The 15,858-nt window shown below is 42.6% G+C and carries 17 protein-coding genes and 2 rRNA genes; 5 read left to right on the forward strand and 14 right to left on the reverse strand.

Features of this window, described 5'->3' with window-relative positions:
* Positions 1 to 2: 2 nt before the first annotated feature.
* A complete protein-coding gene (locus B0H94_RS02705) occupies positions 3 to 734 on the reverse strand; it encodes a DUF1538 domain-containing protein (protein ID WP_106587700.1) in 732 nt (243 codons plus the stop codon).
* Positions 727 to 1,428 (reverse strand): DUF1538 domain-containing protein, encoded by a 702-nt coding sequence (locus tag B0H94_RS02710; protein WP_245893878.1) that lies wholly within the window; start codon positions 1,426 to 1,428, stop codon positions 727 to 729. Before B0H94_RS02710 ends, B0H94_RS02705 begins: the two co-directional genes overlap by 8 nt.
* 190 nt (positions 1,429 to 1,618) lie before the next feature.
* Here B0H94_RS02710 and B0H94_RS02715 point away from each other — a divergent pair, with 190 nt between their 5' ends.
* Positions 1,619 to 2,632, forward strand: coding sequence for an LCP family glycopolymer transferase (locus tag B0H94_RS02715; RefSeq protein ID WP_106587702.1), 1,014 nt, complete (start codon positions 1,619 to 1,621; stop codon positions 2,630 to 2,632).
* Between the two features lie 86 nt (positions 2,633 to 2,718).
* Positions 2,719 to 3,471 (forward strand): (S)-benzoin forming benzil reductase, encoded by a 753-nt coding sequence (locus B0H94_RS02720; protein WP_106587703.1) that lies wholly within the window; start codon positions 2,719 to 2,721, stop codon positions 3,469 to 3,471.
* An 81-nt stretch (positions 3,472 to 3,552) separates the two neighbouring features.
* On the opposite strand, the gene B0H94_RS02725 is transcribed toward B0H94_RS02720, so the two are convergent.
* The 4 genes from B0H94_RS02725 to resA all read right to left on the reverse strand — a co-directional run bounded on the left by B0H94_RS02725 (position 3,553) and on the right by resA (position 7,101).
* A complete protein-coding gene (locus B0H94_RS02725) occupies positions 3,553 to 5,166 on the reverse strand; it encodes a copper resistance D family protein (protein ID WP_106587704.1) in 1,614 nt (537 codons plus the stop codon).
* Positions 5,157 to 5,783 carry a copper resistance CopC family protein gene (locus B0H94_RS02730; protein ID WP_106587705.1) on the reverse strand — a complete coding sequence of 209 codons (627 nt, stop codon included), beginning with the start codon at positions 5,781 to 5,783 and terminating at the stop codon, positions 5,157 to 5,159. The genes B0H94_RS02725 and B0H94_RS02730 overlap by 10 nt, the downstream gene beginning before the upstream one ends.
* Before the next feature lie 96 nt (positions 5,784 to 5,879).
* Positions 5,880 to 6,506 carry a CPBP family intramembrane glutamic endopeptidase gene (locus B0H94_RS02735; protein WP_106587706.1) on the reverse strand — a complete coding sequence of 209 codons (627 nt, stop codon included), beginning with the start codon at positions 6,504 to 6,506 and terminating at the stop codon, positions 5,880 to 5,882.
* A 58-nt stretch (positions 6,507 to 6,564) separates the two neighbouring features.
* Complete coding sequence (resA, locus tag B0H94_RS02740) at positions 6,565 to 7,101, reverse strand: thiol-disulfide oxidoreductase ResA (RefSeq protein ID WP_282432527.1); 537 nt, start codon at positions 7,099 to 7,101, stop codon at positions 6,565 to 6,567.
* A gap of 181 nt (positions 7,102 to 7,282) precedes the next feature.
* Here resA and B0H94_RS02745 point away from each other — a divergent pair, with 181 nt between their 5' ends.
* Positions 7,283 to 7,891 (forward strand): hypothetical protein, encoded by a 609-nt coding sequence (locus B0H94_RS02745; protein ID WP_106587708.1) that lies wholly within the window; start codon positions 7,283 to 7,285, stop codon positions 7,889 to 7,891.
* A 584-nt stretch (positions 7,892 to 8,475) separates the two neighbouring features.
* Here B0H94_RS02745 and B0H94_RS02750 read toward each other — a convergent pair.
* The 4 genes from B0H94_RS02750 to B0H94_RS02765 all read right to left on the reverse strand — a co-directional run bounded on the left by B0H94_RS02750 (position 8,476) and on the right by B0H94_RS02765 (position 11,854).
* Positions 8,476 to 9,120, reverse strand: a complete 645-nt coding sequence (locus B0H94_RS02750; protein WP_106587709.1) for an SDR family oxidoreductase — start codon at positions 9,118 to 9,120, stop codon at positions 8,476 to 8,478.
* A gap of 108 nt (positions 9,121 to 9,228) precedes the next feature.
* Positions 9,229 to 10,398 (reverse strand): FtsW/RodA/SpoVE family cell cycle protein, encoded by a 1,170-nt coding sequence (locus B0H94_RS02755; RefSeq protein WP_181315223.1) that lies wholly within the window; start codon positions 10,396 to 10,398, stop codon positions 9,229 to 9,231.
* A gap of 147 nt (positions 10,399 to 10,545) precedes the next feature.
* Complete coding sequence (locus tag B0H94_RS02760) at positions 10,546 to 10,890, reverse strand: hypothetical protein (protein WP_106587711.1); 345 nt, start codon at positions 10,888 to 10,890, stop codon at positions 10,546 to 10,548.
* The gene (locus B0H94_RS02765; RefSeq protein WP_181315224.1) at positions 10,874 to 11,854 is read right to left on the reverse strand and encodes a YndJ family transporter; all 981 of its coding nucleotides are present in this window, start codon (positions 11,852 to 11,854) and stop codon (positions 10,874 to 10,876) included. Before B0H94_RS02765 ends, B0H94_RS02760 begins: the two co-directional genes overlap by 17 nt.
* Positions 11,855 to 12,049: 195 nt before the next feature.
* Here B0H94_RS02765 and glnA point away from each other — a divergent pair, with 195 nt between their 5' ends.
* Positions 12,050 to 13,411: a type I glutamate--ammonia ligase gene (glnA, locus tag B0H94_RS02770; protein ID WP_106587713.1), complete on the forward strand. Its 1,362-nt coding sequence runs from the start codon at positions 12,050 to 12,052 to the stop codon at positions 13,409 to 13,411.
* 115 nt (positions 13,412 to 13,526) lie between these two features.
* Positions 13,527 to 13,859 (forward strand): hypothetical protein, encoded by a 333-nt coding sequence (locus B0H94_RS02775; RefSeq protein ID WP_106587714.1) that lies wholly within the window; start codon positions 13,527 to 13,529, stop codon positions 13,857 to 13,859.
* 35 nt (positions 13,860 to 13,894) lie between these two features.
* Here the strand turns inward: B0H94_RS02775 and wrbA are convergent, their stop codons facing one another.
* The 4 genes from wrbA to B0H94_RS02795 all read right to left on the reverse strand — a co-directional run.
* On the reverse strand, positions 13,895 to 14,512 hold the full coding sequence (wrbA, locus tag B0H94_RS02780) for an NAD(P)H:quinone oxidoreductase (RefSeq protein ID WP_106587715.1): 618 nt from the start codon (positions 14,510 to 14,512) through the stop codon (positions 13,895 to 13,897).
* A 119-nt stretch (positions 14,513 to 14,631) separates the two neighbouring features.
* On the reverse strand, positions 14,632 to 15,075 hold the full coding sequence (locus B0H94_RS02785; protein WP_106587716.1) for a MarR family winged helix-turn-helix transcriptional regulator: 444 nt from the start codon (positions 15,073 to 15,075) through the stop codon (positions 14,632 to 14,634).
* Between the two features lie 384 nt (positions 15,076 to 15,459).
* Positions 15,460 to 15,576, reverse strand: a 5S ribosomal RNA gene (gene rrf, locus B0H94_RS02790).
* 83 nt (positions 15,577 to 15,659) lie between these two features.
* Positions 15,660 to 15,858, reverse strand: a 23S ribosomal RNA gene (locus B0H94_RS02795); the annotation flags it as partial.

Raw genomic sequence — 15,858 nt, forward strand, 5'->3', positions numbered from 1 at the left:
TTTCATTCTGGTTTTTCTTTAAAGCGAAAGATCATGCCTAGGATTAAAACAGATAAAATAGGTGCTAAAGCAACAAGTGCTACAAGTCCGAATCCTTCCATAAAAGGGTCTCTTCCTTCTAACGTACCTGCTACACTAATAGCCATAGCCAAAATAAACGTCACAGTCATTGGTCCTGTTGCAACACCACCCGAATCAAAAGCGATAGACACAAAACGCTGATCAGCAAAAAATGCAACAATTAAGGCAATCCCATAAGCTGGAACAAGCACCCACCATAAAGGAAAACCGATCAAAATCCGAATCATAGCAACAGCGACAAACACACCTACGCCAAGCGCTAAAGTTAACAACAAAATACTTTTACGTATCGCTCCATTTGATTCTTCTTCTACTTCATATGTTAAAACACGAACAGCTGGTTCAGCTGAAGTGGCCACTGCGCCGAGAACAAAACCAATAGGTACTAAAAGCCAGCTCTCTGGATGCTCAACGATGGCCGCACCAATCTCCTGTCCCGCTGGCATGAAAGCAATGTACACCCCTTGAAGAAAGAGTGTGAAGCCGACAACTGCCATCACAATGCCGATCAAAGCTTTATAAACTTCATGCCATGATAATTGGATTAAGAACACTTGAAATACAGCTAGCAGTGCAAGCAGTGGCGCCAGTGCACCAATAACTTCAATAAGCTCTTCAAGCATCCCTTCCATTAAAATCAGTTCATCAATCATAGAACAACACCCCTAAAATTAGCACCGCTAAAATCGGGCCAATCGACGCCATTGCTACCAATCCAAAGCTGTCTGAAGATGTTTCTTCGTTTCCACCTTTTACAACAGCTGATATACCAATACTTAAGGCAAGAATAAACGGAACAGTGATAGGTCCAGTTGTTACACCACCAGCATCAAAGGCAATGGCTATAAATTCTTCAGGGACAAATAATGTGACGAAAAAAACAAGCATATAAGAGGGCACAAGCATGTATACAAGTTTGATCTGCAATAATTTCCTTAAAAAAGCTAAAGCAACAAACACACCTACGCCAAGAGCTATTGAAGCAATTAGTAGGCCTTCTGAAACAAACTGTTCGCCTGCATCGTCAATTTGACTAGCTAAAATCCGAACATCCGGTTCAGCTACCGTTACAACAAAGCCTAACAGAAATCCGGACATGATAATCCATGAAAATGATACTTTTTCCGGAAGTCTCGAACCAATCTTTTCACCGACTGGTAACAATCCAAGCTTAGCACCACCGATAAAAAGGGCAAGACCACCAATTGTCATAACTGCACCGATTATAAGTTGTAACAGCTCTATAACGTTTGTTGAAACAAAAATGAGCTGAAGCAGTATGACAACGATTGTTACCGGCAATACCGCCGATAATGTTTCTTTAAACTCATGCCACAACGTCCCCACACTTTTCACCCCCACACTCATCTAGTATTAATTTCACGGTTTAAGAAGCAATCAAACATCAATTATTGTAACTATCGTGACAAACTTGCAGAATCATTTGACCACCTTTGACAATTCCCGCTATAATTACAACGGACATTAAAGTATGCGAATGTTTTACTGATATGAGGAAGCGAGGGACAAACCCTTTATGACTTGGTTTAAACGTACGCTGCTGATTATCGGGATTATCCTGACGCTACTAATAGCTGCCGGAACTTCTTACGGTTATTATGTATACCAGCAGGCGGAAACAACAGTTGAAGAAATGAATACATCCTTTGAAGAACACGATGACGAATTTGAAGAAAATGGGCTTCCTGATAGTGAAAACAATCATACAAATCGTAATGAGGAAAATGACGACGACATAAGTGATAACCAATCCGAGTTTGCGCTCGATGAAGAACCTGTAACATTTTTGCTAACCGGTATCGGGGACCGCCCGAATGATCCAGGCCGTGCTGATGTCATTATGGCTGTTTCTGTGAACCCAAAAACAGATTCTACATTAATGTTTAATATTCCTCGTGATACACTTATTGAAGAAAGTGCTGTGGTGGACAGCCTCCGTGGTCAAAAGATCAACCACACGTACGCTACCGAAGGAATCAATGGATTACAAACAACGGTGGAGAATTATTTAGACCATGAATTCGACTTTACGATTAAGGCAAATATGAATGGTTTCCGAGAGATTGTTGATGAAATTGGACCGATTGAAGTAAACAACGATTTTGCATTTTCAGAGTCTGACGAAGTGAATGACCAAACCTACGATTATGATGAAGGTTTGATTGAGCTAGATGGCGAGCGTGCGTTGCATTACGTGCGCATGCGTAAGGAAGACCCTCGCGGTGATTTAGGCCGTAATGAACGACAGCACCAAGTTATGGAAGCGTTAATCGAAGAAGGTATGTCGCTGCAATCTCTATTTCAAGCCGGCAGCATTATCGAAATCTTAGGTGACAACATTGAAACAAATATGACCTTTGATGAAATGCAAGGTGTGTTTAATCACCACCGTTCGGCTGCAGGTAACATTGAAACTTTCGAGCTTAGAGGCGAAAACGAATATCAAAATGGCACGTATTACTATATCATCTCTGAAGAAGAAAGAGAACGTGCTGGAGAAGAGCTCAAGCGTCACCAAGAAGGTGCTTGAGCCTTTTGTTTAGCTTAGGATATTCTTTGGGTACACAGTTGGTGAAACAGTCCAAGTCCGTACGAATTTTTCAAGGGGGTTACACAATGAAACATGTGATTGTTACTGGAGCTTCACGTGGAATCGGTGCGGCCGTTACACAAGCTGCTGCCGGAGAGAACACGATCATTCACGCTATCAGCCGCTCACAAAACGACATCGCTTGGGAAAAAGCACGCACGCAGGGTGCAGAGGTTATTCATTACAGTTGTGACTTAACGAATGCTGAATCTGCCGATAAAACCCTTGCTGATATCTTTCACACACATCTTCCCGCATCCGGCGACACGTGGGTGCTCATTAACAATGCCGGTATGGTCAGCCCTGTAGCCCCAGCCGGCCAAGCAGAGAGCAATGAGATCCAACATAGTTTGAGAGTCAACGTCGAAGCACCTTTGCTACTTGCCAACCGTTTCACTCAAGCCCTGCAAGCTGTGGATGCTTTTAAAATGGTCATTAATGTTTCTTCAGGAGCTGGTAAACAACCGATTACTTCTTGGAGCAGCTACTGTGCCGCCAAAGCTGCAGTAGATATGTATACTAAAACAGCTGGCCTTGAACAAAAAGAAAATGAACATCCGGTTTATTTCACAGCATTTGCCCCCGGCATTGTTGATACCGATATGCAGTCACACATCCGATCGCATTCTGAAGACACATTTGCTCATGTTGATCAATTCCGGGCTTATAAAGAAAATAACCAGCTGCTCGCGCCTGAAACCGTGGCAAAAGCACTACTTCGTCTCATTGAATCACCACCTGAAAACGGGGCTTTAACCGACGTGCAAACTTATTTGTAACCAATCAGCCTTCTCAACGCGCGTAACACCGCTTTTAGAGAAGGCTGAGGTTAACTTTTCATCTTTAATCGGTGCTTTTTCTTAATGACAAAAAGCCCCTTCTTCCATCATCGTCCGCATATAACCTCCAATCTCTTCTCCTTGTGCATTATAAAATTCAAATGGGTGATTTTCGTTCCACCGATTTTCTGAAGTAGCATAGGTGAAGAAGCTGTTATTCTTCATCTCCACTTCATGCCGCTCATCTTCATAAAAAACATGAACTTCTGCTGTATTTTCAGGCTCTTGTATATAGCCTAGCGTGATGTACGTATAATTTGCTCCTGTCTGCTGCCAAACGCCATCCTCGATTAAGAATGTTCGAATTTTTGTATCACTGTGTTCAACTGGTGTGCCACCAATCGTAAGACGGGCATCCGGCAGTCTCATATAAGCTTCTTCTGTTTCTAAAAATAATTCAGCAATTAAAGATTCACCGTCCAAAGTATAAATTGCGGCTTTGTAATTTTCGCCGTACGGCTTAACTTGTAACAACTCCACTTCTGTAGTTTTGGGAAACGGTTTTTTCACAGCTTCTGATACGGTCGAAAACATCTCCTCAGCTCCACTTCCTTCCACTGTCGATGCGCCAGTAATTACTGCACCGTATCCGGAAATAACGATCATTGCAGAAAATAAAAGCGGCGCTATTTTCAACCGTGATTGATAAAGCGACCAAAACATAAGGAGTGATACACCAAAACAAGCAACGATAAATAACACCGCAAGCATCGTAACCTCCCATGCTACATAAGAACCTGGTAGAATCGCATCGCCGATCCACATCGTAGCAAACAAAGCCGGAGCTTCGAACTGTATCGTTTGAACAACTTCGTGTGGCGGGGTTTGTTCTGCCATGATGCCAGTTACGAAAAAAACAACAAAAAGTAGAACAGCTTCAAGTTGAAAACTTCGTCGTGGAACAAAACCAGGGTCCTTTTTCCACTTTTGTTTCAATAAAAACCCGTGGAAAAATCCATAGAAGATTAAAGGTAAAAACAGTAAATGTTTAATTAATAAAAGCTGCCCATACGGTAGAAGCCAGCTGTTTTGATATTCGGGCACGATATACTGCATTAAAATCAAACCAGTCACCAATAAGCTTAGGACCGCACCTAAAGCGACATAATGAAACCATAAAGCAAATGCTCTCCACCCTTTCTCGCCGCTAAAGAAAAATGCCCCTACAAAAACCACGCCAGCCCACACAGAGGCACCACTTAAATGCAGAGCATCAGCAATGAACCCACCAAAACGGTCAAGTGACGCCGCATGAGACATCCAAGCCACACCAAATATTACAAAAACGAGTGCTATCGTCTGCAATATCCCAAGGCACCAGCTTCGAAGCAATAGACGACTTATTAAATACAGGATCATGCCTGCAAAAACAGCTAACAACCCTTGACCACTTCTGTAGTCAATCAAAACGGTAAAGGCGGTGGAAACAACCGGTGCATTAAACATATTTACAATCGAAAGGACTTGCTGTAGATAAGGGACGGCCGCTAAAGCCGTTACACATACAAATAGAAGAGGTATAAACCACCTCGGTATACTTAAGTCCGGCCGGGCTTTTGGTGGTACGTGACGCAAAATTACTATACCTACGATAAGCGCTAGTGCAATAAATAAAAACGCATCAATTACCGCCATGATGAACGCTTCCGTTTTAAGAGGATAAAGAAAATTATAGCAGCCACCACCAAAGCCGTACTTAAGATTATCCACAACCAAGGCTGCTGATACAAAGCAGAGCTTTCAACTTCTTCCTCTGCCTCTTCTTTATCAATAGAAACTCTCGCGGTATCCTCGCCTTCTTCCTGAATGTCAGGCTCCTCTTCACGCTCAGCTTGCTCTTTTTCGTCCGTGGCCGCCTCTTCATCGTTTGTTTCTATCTCTACTTCATCTAGATCTACTTCAAATTGAAAATGTCCCTCTGTCATATGACCATCCTCTGCCAATGCCTGCCACGTTACGTTGTATGTGCCATCAGAAAGCGGCTCTTCAAAAATTGCTTTATAAACAGGAGAATTTACCGTTTGCTCGGTTAACTTTACTTGTGCTCCCTCGTCATTTGTTACTTCAGCCGTTGTATGTGACTCGATTCCTGAATCAAAGGTTAACTTCAACTTCGTCACTTCCTCGATCTGTACACTACCGTCTTCCGGGAATGTTTCATCAATATGAGCATGCGCTTCTACTTCATGAGGTGTAGCCCATAAACTGAACATGAGAACGACAGCTGCAAGCTTAAACATATTTCGCCACATGAAATCACCTTATTCTTATATTTTTAGTATGAATTATATGACTAAAAGTTTATCATATGACAACATATTAAAAAAGCCTGCAATTGTTGCAGACTTTTACACTTCCAAATCAGTGTTCAATTTTTTTAAAAGCAATAGTGCAACGCTGCCGTTGTAAACGACATGGGCAGCGATTGGCATCCATAAATTTTCGGTCCATAAAAAGAGAAGGCCAAGGAGAAAGCCCATGCACAAAACAGAAGCATGCATCCACAAGCTCCCCTTATACTGAGGGATGTGTAACATAAAGAACAATAATGAACTAATTCCTAAAGCTGCCCAGGCCGGTAATACAAATAAAAGCGACCCGAGGAGCATACCACGAAACAAGATTTCTTCAGTAATACCTGGCCCAAAAGCTATTGTTGCTATACCGCCACGTTTATGCATTAAGCTGATCAGTATACGCGTCTGTTCATTATCCGGGAATTCAATTGCAAAAAGTCTTTGAAGTCCGTAAGCTACAACTGCTGCAATCAAACCGATCCCGGCACCTGCTGCAGTCTCACTCAACGCTGTACCCAGCGAAAACCACCCGCGGATGTATAATAAAACATCACCTTGATGAATAAGCAGCATGAACAAAAGTCCTATGATAAAAAAGAATCCGAAGCTGTACCATACAGCGCGCAAGGGTACATCAGGGGGCTTTGGACTTTCCTCATCTTCATGGTGTGTCGTCATAAATCCACTCCTGTTCAATACGTGTACCCATGACTTTTAATCAGGTCAGGCCAGTAAATTATTGTGAAGGCTTAATCTCTTCCATGTACCCTTCAATATGATCTTCTGTCATGCCTCCGGTAATTATTCTTTCAACTTCTTGATCTTCATTAATCAAAAATGTTGTCGGCAGTGGACGAATGCCATAATGATCTTTGACATCTTCACCTTCATCCATCAACACCGGAAAAGTTAAGTTATGACGGTCAACAAAACGATCAATTGTAAGGCGTGATTCTCCAACGTTTACTGCGAGAATCTCCACTCCTTCGTCTTGATAGGCTTGATATTGATTTTCCATGTAAGGCATTTCTCTTTCACATGGCGGACAAAATGTTCCCCAGAAGTTTAAAAACACGCCTTGACCTTCGTAATCTGCCAGTTCCACACGCTCACCCTCCATATTATGGAGCGCAAAGTTTGGTGCTTCTTCTCCTTCACTAATGGAAGTTGCTTCAGCTTGAAAAAAGTTTGAATAAAACACATAACCGACAGCAACAGCTAAAATCGATAATATGCTTACACGCATGATAAACCGCCGTTTTTTACGATCCACCTGCATACCTCCTCTAATGTAAATCCATTTATAGATTCTCATACCATGCCCTTAAAAAGCAAGCTGCACACGGTTTGTTTCATATTTTGTCATGAAGATGCAGGGATTTTACCGAAGTTTGTAGAAAACTTTGTTCATAACTAAGAACGTAAAGTTAATTTTTCAGGGCGGGAGGTTTTTTATGTTCACAAGAAGAGCAGAACAAAAGCCGCAATTGATCACAGCCGGCAATCCTAAAAGTTTGACTTTGATGTTTACGTTCCACAAAGAATATTCTGAAGCCCGGAGCTGCGCTAAAACATGGATGAACGACCACCTTCAACACCGTGTTTATGCAGGCTTTCCAAACTCCTCACAACAAAGTGATTTAGGACTGCACTGGGCACGGGAAGAACAAGCTGTGTTCGAAGCTGAAAAGCTCTTTCACACATTTCAAACTCCTGTAAAAACCACACCTGAACATGTACTTTTAAGCGGGGCCGGGCAGGGCGGGTCATTAGCTATACGGCTCGCTTTAACCGGACAACTCTTTTCACCTTCTACGTTCTTTGTTTGGGAGCCGGCACTAACAAACCTTCCGCAATGGGAAACGCTGCTAAAACACGCTGATAAAGATGTTCAAGGCTGGCTGATCGCTTCGCACATGTCAGCTTCAACAACACAGCACGAAGCTTTTATCGACATGTGTGAATATTTCGATGTGGATTGCCGCTACATTATTCGACAAAGCCCTCCTTCTCAACTACCAACAGATTTTCATGCGTTAATAAATGAAGCTCTTACCTTCTAGGCCGCTAACGTGACTGACGGTCGACAAGGTACAAAACCAAACATTCACGAACAGCTTACTGCCTCAAGCCTCGAGCTGTTGCATGAAGCGGATCAAAACCGAATTATGAACGTAACCTTCACGCCAGACGGACGCTTTCCCGAGGGCTTGGCTTCAGCTAACTGGTTCGAATAGTACATACGAACAAGTGGGTCTTCAGCCTGCGCTTAATCCTCTGGGAGTCGCCGTCTTTTGTTTCGGTCACTTGTACATTTGTCTTTAGTGTATGGTACGCTTGATCGTTCATGAAACATCGTGATGAAACTGATTCATAATGACGCAAAGCTGACGAGCATCGGTGGCGACGCCACTAGGCAACAGCGCGATCCAAAATTCCGCAGGCAGCGGTTGTCTGGTCTGCCGAGGAAGTTGAGGCCGTGCCTGGTGCTAAGAAGACACGGTGACTTCAAGCGTCAGCGTAGATCAAACCGATGTCAGCCTCAGCTTTTCTTGAAAGTTTGTCTACACGCTGATTTACTATTTATCACCATCGGATAACGAAAAACCAACCGGACGACAAACATCCGATTGTTTAAGGATATTTCTTATAAATTTTTCAAGGCGGTTTCTATATCTTCTGAACCATTTAAAACATCAAATGTCTTTCCAATGGTATTTTCCGTTTCTAATGTTTCAACAATGACACGAGCGGTGTCCTCTCGTGTAATTTGACCATCCACACCATGAAGGAGAGGAGCGATGCGCGCATTTCCTGTACCTTCTTCGTTCGTAAGCGGTCCCGGGCGTACAATTGTGTAATCTAGTCCTGTTGCTGCTAAGTGGTCATCTGCAAGCTTTTTAGCAACGAGATAATGACGGATTTTTTCAGGACCGCTTTCCGGGTCTTCTGCACGCATTGCGCTAAGCATAACGAAGCGTTTAACGCCTTGTTTTACAGACTCATCAATCGTTTTAAGGGCGCCCCATAAGTCAATTAATAATGTCTTGTCGCCACCTGTACTCGGACCGGAACCAGCAGCAAAGACAACAGCATCTTTATCAGAAAAGGCGTGGGAGATATCACCTTCAAGATCTGCAATAACGGTGTTATCCGCTCCCCATGCCTCTATCGTTTCTTTTTGGCTTTCATCACGGATCATCGCAGTTACTTCATGACCTTCACTCTGATTCAACTGGCTTACAATATGACGACCTACTTTTCCGTGGGCGCCAACAACGAGTACTTTCATGAAACCACTCCTTTTCATGTAAACGTCTTCCACTCGTTATCTACCCTGTTTTTAGGAAACGATAAACATGAAAAGCACTTTGAACCACCCACCCGCAACTGGGCAAAACTAAGACTCAAAAAAGTAGGACCGAGCATGATACCTAACAGACATTATAATGCCAAGCAGAGCCATCGTTGTCACCAGTGAACTACCGCCGAAACTAATGAGCGGAAGTGTGAAACCGGTGACCGGCAGAAGCCCTAAATTCATACCGACGTTTTGAAAGATTTGAAATGCCAGCATTCCAATAGAGCCAGCACAAATATAAGCACCAAAGCTGTGATTCGCTTTTAAGGCAATGACCATCATCTGATATAGAAGAATAAAAAAGAGGGTCATGACAACTGCCGCACCGACAAAGCCAAACTGCTCACCAATCACAGCGAAAATAAAATCTGTATGAGCTTCAGGCAAATAAACGGTTGTCCCTTCACTACCCGTTAACCGACCAGAGCCTATCGCACTAATCGCACGCGCAGTTTGAAAGCCTTCGTCGGTGTATTCCATAGGGTTTAACCAGCCGTAAAACCGTGAGACTTGATAATCCGCCATATAAGTGAAGATATAATTTTCCACTAAGTGAGGAAAGCGGAAAAATGCAAACAAAAACAAAAGCCCGACACTTAATGGTACGCCAAATATTAACACATTCAACCAGACAGACACGCCGGAAACGATCACAATGGAGAAAAACAAAGCCGCACTCATCATTACCATGCCCATATCCGGCTGAAGCCGCAGTAATAAAACAGGTGGTATTAAAACGAGTAATAGCTTAGCGATCAGCCAAATGTCATTTTTAAAGATTTTATTTGTGAATTTTTGATTATGTTTATATACTAGTGTGCTCATAGTTAAAATAAGTGCAACCTTCATAACTTCTGAAGGCTGAAATGAACCGATCACCGGCAATTCAAACCAGCGTTCGGCATTATTTCGTGTCGGCGCCCATTGTTCATTCGGTGATATGATTTCAAGAAGTACAAGCAGCGCTAGTCCGCCCCCGTAAAACGCCCAGGAGAGCGTTAAATAATATTCGTAATCAATATGAATTAACACGAACATCACCGTGAAAGCAAGTACAAAGTAAATCCCTTGATTTACAACAAAGTTTCCCTCATATTGCGGCATCTGTTGTGCATAGTAAATTGAAATACAACTAATTACCGCGAACAAAAACAAGACAAACAGCATATTTATATCGTATTGTTTTTCATCTTTTGTCTGCCAATTCACCCGCAGAACCCCCGTCTTTACATACATAATTTCATGAAAAAAACATCCGCTGTCTTTACTCGACAGCGAATGCAAATCACTTTCTTACATATCATACATGATTTCAAGCTAAGCGTATAGATGCATCTCGTCCCAGTTCATAAAATTTCAAGGTCCTAAAGGAGGCACACGTGTGTGCGGAGCTCCTCGGTTCCGTCGATCAAAAGGGGTTTCTTCTTCCAAAAAAGTTTCCCGTTCTTTCTTCCAATCTGCTACTGCATCAGTAGCCATAGGCTCTTTATTGGACAGCTCTGTTGGGGCATTTTCTGCCTCAGACCCTGTAACACCTATTAGGTCAACTGCAACAATCGTTCCTTGATCATATTGAACCGTGACCTTTTGACCAACTTCTGCACCTTGAGGACTTATTTCAATCGGTACTGCAATATGGTCCTCTCCCGCTTCAATAATTAAACGTCCCGCTGTGTTTAAACTTTTAATTTTTCCTTCCACGGGCATTCACCTCTTTTTCTGTACGATTTATAGCAATCCCTCGCGTACCTTTTGCAAGCCGCCAACCAACAAAGCTTGCTAACGCAAATCCAAACGTATTAGTTATGCCGTGATACTGCACCATATGACTAACAGTAAGCCATTGCAATGAAAACGCATTGGACATTGCATAAATTGTTGTAAATAAAGACGTAAACGTAATGCTGACACCAGAAACGTAAAGTAAAAGGCGAGCCGTTTTTTCAGCAACAAACCGGAATGCACAAGCTGCGACCATTAAGGCAAGCACAAACAACATAAAGCTGTAAATCGCAACAGACACAAGTTCCCAAACTCCTCGAATTGCAATACCACTAGCCACAAGCGGTGGTCCGGCAATCAACGCAAGGGAAAAACCGTTCATTAGTTTCGGATACGGAAAATCCCCCCGCCAAACGCGGTGGACCATCGCAACATTGATTAGAACAATTAAAGTGGTGTAATGGTAATGAATCGCAGTTAAAAGCATTGTGTAATCGTCGTATGGTATAAACTCCATACCAAACCGGTGGTACACTAACCACACACCGCCAATCACTGTATAAATCCACCCTGCATCAAGTGCCCACTCCCCTAATAAAGACCAATCCTGCCGCCGCCAGCGGTATAAACCGAAAAGCGCAAGTCCAACGGTAAACAAAAGCCACAATACCGCTAAAGTGCCTGCAGCAGTACCCGGCGACATATAAATCGAAAGGGTTCCAGCTGTTGCGATAAATGGGTGTGCATACCACATCCACCGATAAATCACCGGCTCTTCTCCCCAGCGGCTGCTCACCTGGCCTAAAGAAAGCGACATTGGTGTTAATACCCAAAATAACAACAACAGTACCCAACTCACGAAACCATCTTCTAAAAATGGGAAAAACAGTGTCGATACAATTAAACCAACCCAGATCCCATACACCGGATACCATCGTGACATACAAAAACCGCCTTTTTGTTCATAAAGGATCAATTTACATTCCATACCTTAAGTTTTCTTTCCTCATATACCCTCTTTATTGTAAGTTTACGCTTTTAAAAAACTATGTAAGAAATCTTCACACTTTTGTTGAGTAAATCTTCTGAACTTTTTAAACTTAGTATACATTAAATAGATGAAAGGAATGTGGGAGAGATGCTGAAAACTTACGTACCAAGCACAAACACAAATTTGGAGTCGATCCGTGAGATCATAGAGAAAAATGATGTTGAACTTTTACATCTGCAGTTTGTAGATATTGAAGGACTATTAAAAAATGTTACAGTTACGAGCGAACAGCTTGAAGATGCTGCAGCTGGACAAATGATGTTTGACGGGTCCTCCATTCATGGGTTTTCAACAATTAATCAGTCTGATTTATATTTGCAGCCCGATTTAAACACATTTGCTGTTCTTCCATGGACAGTGGAAAGCGACTGCCCGCAAGCAAGATTTATTTGTTTCATTACTTACCCAGATGGCACGCCATTTGAAGGTGACCCTCGTTTTGCTTTAAAGCGGACAGCCGATTACGCTGCTAAACTTGGGTATGCGATAAGTGTAGGGCCTGAATTAGAATTTTTCCTGTTTGAAACAGATAACAATGGAGAGCCGATTATGACAACTCAAGACCAAGGCGGGTACTTTGAAACTTCCCCTCGTGATGATGGTGAAAAAGTACGGATAAAAATTTATCAGACGCTTCGCCGGATGGGCTTCACAATCGAAGCCTCACATCATGAAGTAGCAACAGGACAACACGAAATTAACTTTAAATTTCAAGATGCACTTAGTTCCGCTGATGCAGCTACAACTTACAAGTGGGTTGTAAAAACGGTCGCACAGTCCTTCGGATATCACGCTTCGTTCATGCCAAAGCCATTTGGCGGTGCTAATGGCAGCGGTATGCACACAAATATTTCTTTGTTCGATACTGAAGCTGAAAGTAATGCTTTTTATGGCACGACCGATGATAAAGAACTTTCAACAACCGCTTATCAATTTATTGCTGGTCTTTTGAATAACGTTGGCGCTTTTACCGCTGTCACCAACCCGCTTGTGAATTCTTACAAAAGACTCGTACCAGGATATGAAGCGCCTTGCTACATTGCTTGGAGTGCTTCCAACAGATCTGCACTAATTCGGATTCCTGCCACCCGCGGCGGTGGTACCCGCGTGGAAATCCGCTGCCCTGATCCATCAGCGAATCCCTATCTTGCATTTGCTATGATTGCTGCAGCAGGGCTCGATGGCATTGAAAATGGCTTAACAGCACCTGAAGAAGTGACTGACGATATTTTCAGCATGGATGACGCAAGTATCAACGCTAAAAATATTGATCACCTTCCAACAAGCTTGGAAAAAGCGGTGGATGCTTTTGAAGCGAATGGCCTTGGTGAAGACATTTTAGGGAGTCATATTTTTAATGAATATCTTAAATTGAAGCGCGAAGAATGGGACAGCTTTCGCACAACAGTTCATGATTGGGAAATCTCTCAATATCAGCGCAAATTTTAATATCAGAAAAAACCTGAAAGCATGTAAAATCAGCTTTCAGGTTTTTTCTGCTTGACCCAACAATAACTGTGCACTTAGGATAACGATAGTACTTGATAAGGGGAGGCACCTTAAAATGCTTGACCGCTTCGTATTATTTATCGTCCTATGTGCAGCCTTAATTTTTCTTAGTATCAATATAAACATGCAAGCAACAATAACAGCGCCAATTACAGCGAGTGCAATTGTCATCTTTGCTGTGTCTATCGCCGCTTATTTTTTGTTTTTCCGTTTTATTTCAAAAGCAGTTGTTTATGGTATTTGGACATCTAACTTCGGGCTCATCGTTACATCTTTTGTTATAGAATATCCAGAAAGTTTGTGGCCTAGTACTGTTTTATTTATCTTACTTGGCAGTTGGATTATTACAGATTTTTCTCTTCTCGATCAACCACGTGCAAAACGTTAAACTGCCGGAAGATAAAATCTTCCGGCAGTCAATTGTTACGCGTTCTCTATTCCAGTTTTGACCCAGCTTGTTACTTGCGATGTACGACGTGCTTGATGCTTCACCGCTTCTTGAACATCCTCCTGCATTTCACCATCTTGGCTGACTGTCACAGATGTTCCGTAAGGGTTCCCCCCTGCAGCAAAGATTGATTGATCTGTATATCCTGTAGGCGCAATGATTGCACCCCAGTGCATCATCGTTGTATAAATCGCATGAATTGTCTGCTCCTGCCCACCATGTGAGTTCATAGCAGAAGACATAGCACTTACAACTTTATTGGCAAGTTTTCCTTCAAACCAAAGTCCTCCGGTTGTATCAAGAAACTGCTTAACTTGGGCTGGAACGTTTCCAAAGCGTGTTGGTACACTAAAAATAAATCCGTCAGCCCATTCTAAATCATCAAGTGTCACCGTTGGGACAGAAGCTGTTTCCTCAAGATGAGCTTTCCACGCCGGGTTGCCCTCGATGGCTTCATCCGGTGCTGTTTCAGCAACACGCAGCAGTTTCACCTCTGCTCCAGCTTCTTTTGCGCCTGCTTCAGCCCACTTTGCCAATTCATAATTTGTACCTGTTGAACTGTAATAAATCACTGCAATTTTTGGTGCACTCATAATCTAAACCCCATCCTTTACACTGAATTCATCTTTCTTGAATTAAAGATATTTGGCAAATACAAATACTTGACGAAGTGTCAAGCATCTTTGCTACATAACCTATTCCCACCTGAGCCTCACTCTAAACTTTGTGTTAATGAAAAACCTACTTTCTTTAATAAAGAATAGAGATGTTCTTGTTCTTCGGAAGATAGAGCCGAAAAGATCTCCTCAATACGCTTTTCATGCTCGGGAAACATTTCGTCTATGACCCTCGCACCTTCATCTGTAATGTGGGTATAAATAACGCGACGGTCTGAATCACATGGTTTGCGGTACAGCCAACCTTTCTTTTCAAGCTTATCTACAACGTACGTTATACTACCGCTGGAGATTAATATCTTTGCACCGATATGCTGAATTTGCTGAGGACCTTTATGATGTAAAAGCTCCATTACGGCAAACTCAGTTAAGTTCATATTATGATGTTTGATATCCTGCTTTACTTCATCTAGTACGCTTTGATGAGCACGTGACAAAACAATCCAAAGTTTTAATGATGAGGGTTCAGGTGAAGACATAAACAACATCCTTTGTAGTATCAAAATATCTTTAATTCAAGATTATTATAAATGTCAATTACGACGTTGTCAAATTGATACTCCCCGCACTGCCACATACGGCTTATATTCAATGACAGAAATGAAATTATTTATTTGAAGCACAAAGTACGCATCAAGACTTACAAACTTTATTTAGCAGGTTCTAACCTTTGTCCTGACGGTGACAAGCGTTTTTCTTGTCACAACCTCTTATCTTCAGTTTCAAAGAGCAATATGTACGCAGTTATTTTAACGCAAAAGTGTATATGTATATGGTTACATTTCCTAGCCTAAAGACATAGGGGTTTTACTACGCGCCTCACTATAAAAAACCCTCCAGCTCGTTAGCCGGAGGGTTGGTTTGCTTGGCGACGTCCTACGCTCACAAAGGGTTGCCCCTTCATTACCATCGGCGCTGAAGAACTTAACTTCCGTGTTCGGCATGGGAACGGGTGTGACCTCTTCGCCGTCATCACCAAGCTGATTGAGCGTCGTTCGCTCAAAACTGGATAACCGACAACTGCTTCCACAATGATCTGCGTCTTGGTTCGTAATTGTGTCTATAGGATAAGCCCTCGATCGATTAGTATCGGTCAGCTCCATGTGTCGCCACACGTCCACTTCCGACCTATCAACCTCGTCATCTTCGAGGGATCTTACTCACTTGACGTGATGGGAAATTTCATCTCGAGGGGGGCTTCATGCTTAGATGCTTTCAGCACTTATCCCGGCCGCACGTAGCTACCCAGCGATGCTCCTGGC

The sequence above is a fragment of the Salsuginibacillus halophilus genome (genome assembly GCF_003014715.1).
Lineage (GTDB): Bacteria > Bacillota > Bacilli > Bacillales > Marinococcaceae > Salsuginibacillus > Salsuginibacillus halophilus.

What these genes read in the sequence shown, in the direction of transcription:
- B0H94_RS02705 (WP_106587700.1), bottom strand. Translation starts at nt 734, where the DNA reads ATGATTGATGAACTGATTTTAATGGAAGGGATGCTTGAAGAGCTTATT.
- B0H94_RS02715 (WP_106587702.1), top strand. Translation starts at nt 1,619, where the DNA reads ATGACTTGGTTTAAACGTACGCTGCTGATTATCGGGATTATCCTGACG.
- B0H94_RS02720 (WP_106587703.1), top strand. Translation starts at nt 2,719, where the DNA reads ATGAAACATGTGATTGTTACTGGAGCTTCACGTGGAATCGGTGCGGCC.
- B0H94_RS02725 (WP_106587704.1), bottom strand. Translation starts at nt 5,166, where the DNA reads ATGGCGGTAATTGATGCGTTTTTATTTATTGCACTAGCGCTTATCGTA.
- B0H94_RS02730 (WP_106587705.1), bottom strand. Translation starts at nt 5,783, where the DNA reads ATGTGGCGAAATATGTTTAAGCTTGCAGCTGTCGTTCTCATGTTCAGT.
- B0H94_RS02735 (WP_106587706.1), bottom strand. Translation starts at nt 6,506, where the DNA reads ATGACGACACACCATGAAGATGAGGAAAGTCCAAAGCCCCCTGATGTA.
- B0H94_RS02745 (WP_106587708.1), top strand. Translation starts at nt 7,283, where the DNA reads ATGTTCACAAGAAGAGCAGAACAAAAGCCGCAATTGATCACAGCCGGC.
- B0H94_RS02750 (WP_106587709.1), bottom strand. Translation starts at nt 9,120, where the DNA reads ATGAAAGTACTCGTTGTTGGCGCCCACGGAAAAGTAGGTCGTCATATT.
- B0H94_RS02765 (WP_181315224.1), bottom strand. Translation starts at nt 11,854, where the DNA reads ATGTCACGATGGTATCCGGTGTATGGGATCTGGGTTGGTTTAATTGTA.
- glnA (WP_106587713.1), top strand. Translation starts at nt 12,050, where the DNA reads ATGCTGAAAACTTACGTACCAAGCACAAACACAAATTTGGAGTCGATC.
- B0H94_RS02775 (WP_106587714.1), top strand. Translation starts at nt 13,527, where the DNA reads ATGCTTGACCGCTTCGTATTATTTATCGTCCTATGTGCAGCCTTAATT.
- wrbA (WP_106587715.1), bottom strand. Translation starts at nt 14,512, where the DNA reads ATGAGTGCACCAAAAATTGCAGTGATTTATTACAGTTCAACAGGTACA.
- B0H94_RS02785 (WP_106587716.1), bottom strand. Translation starts at nt 15,075, where the DNA reads ATGTCTTCACCTGAACCCTCATCATTAAAACTTTGGATTGTTTTGTCA.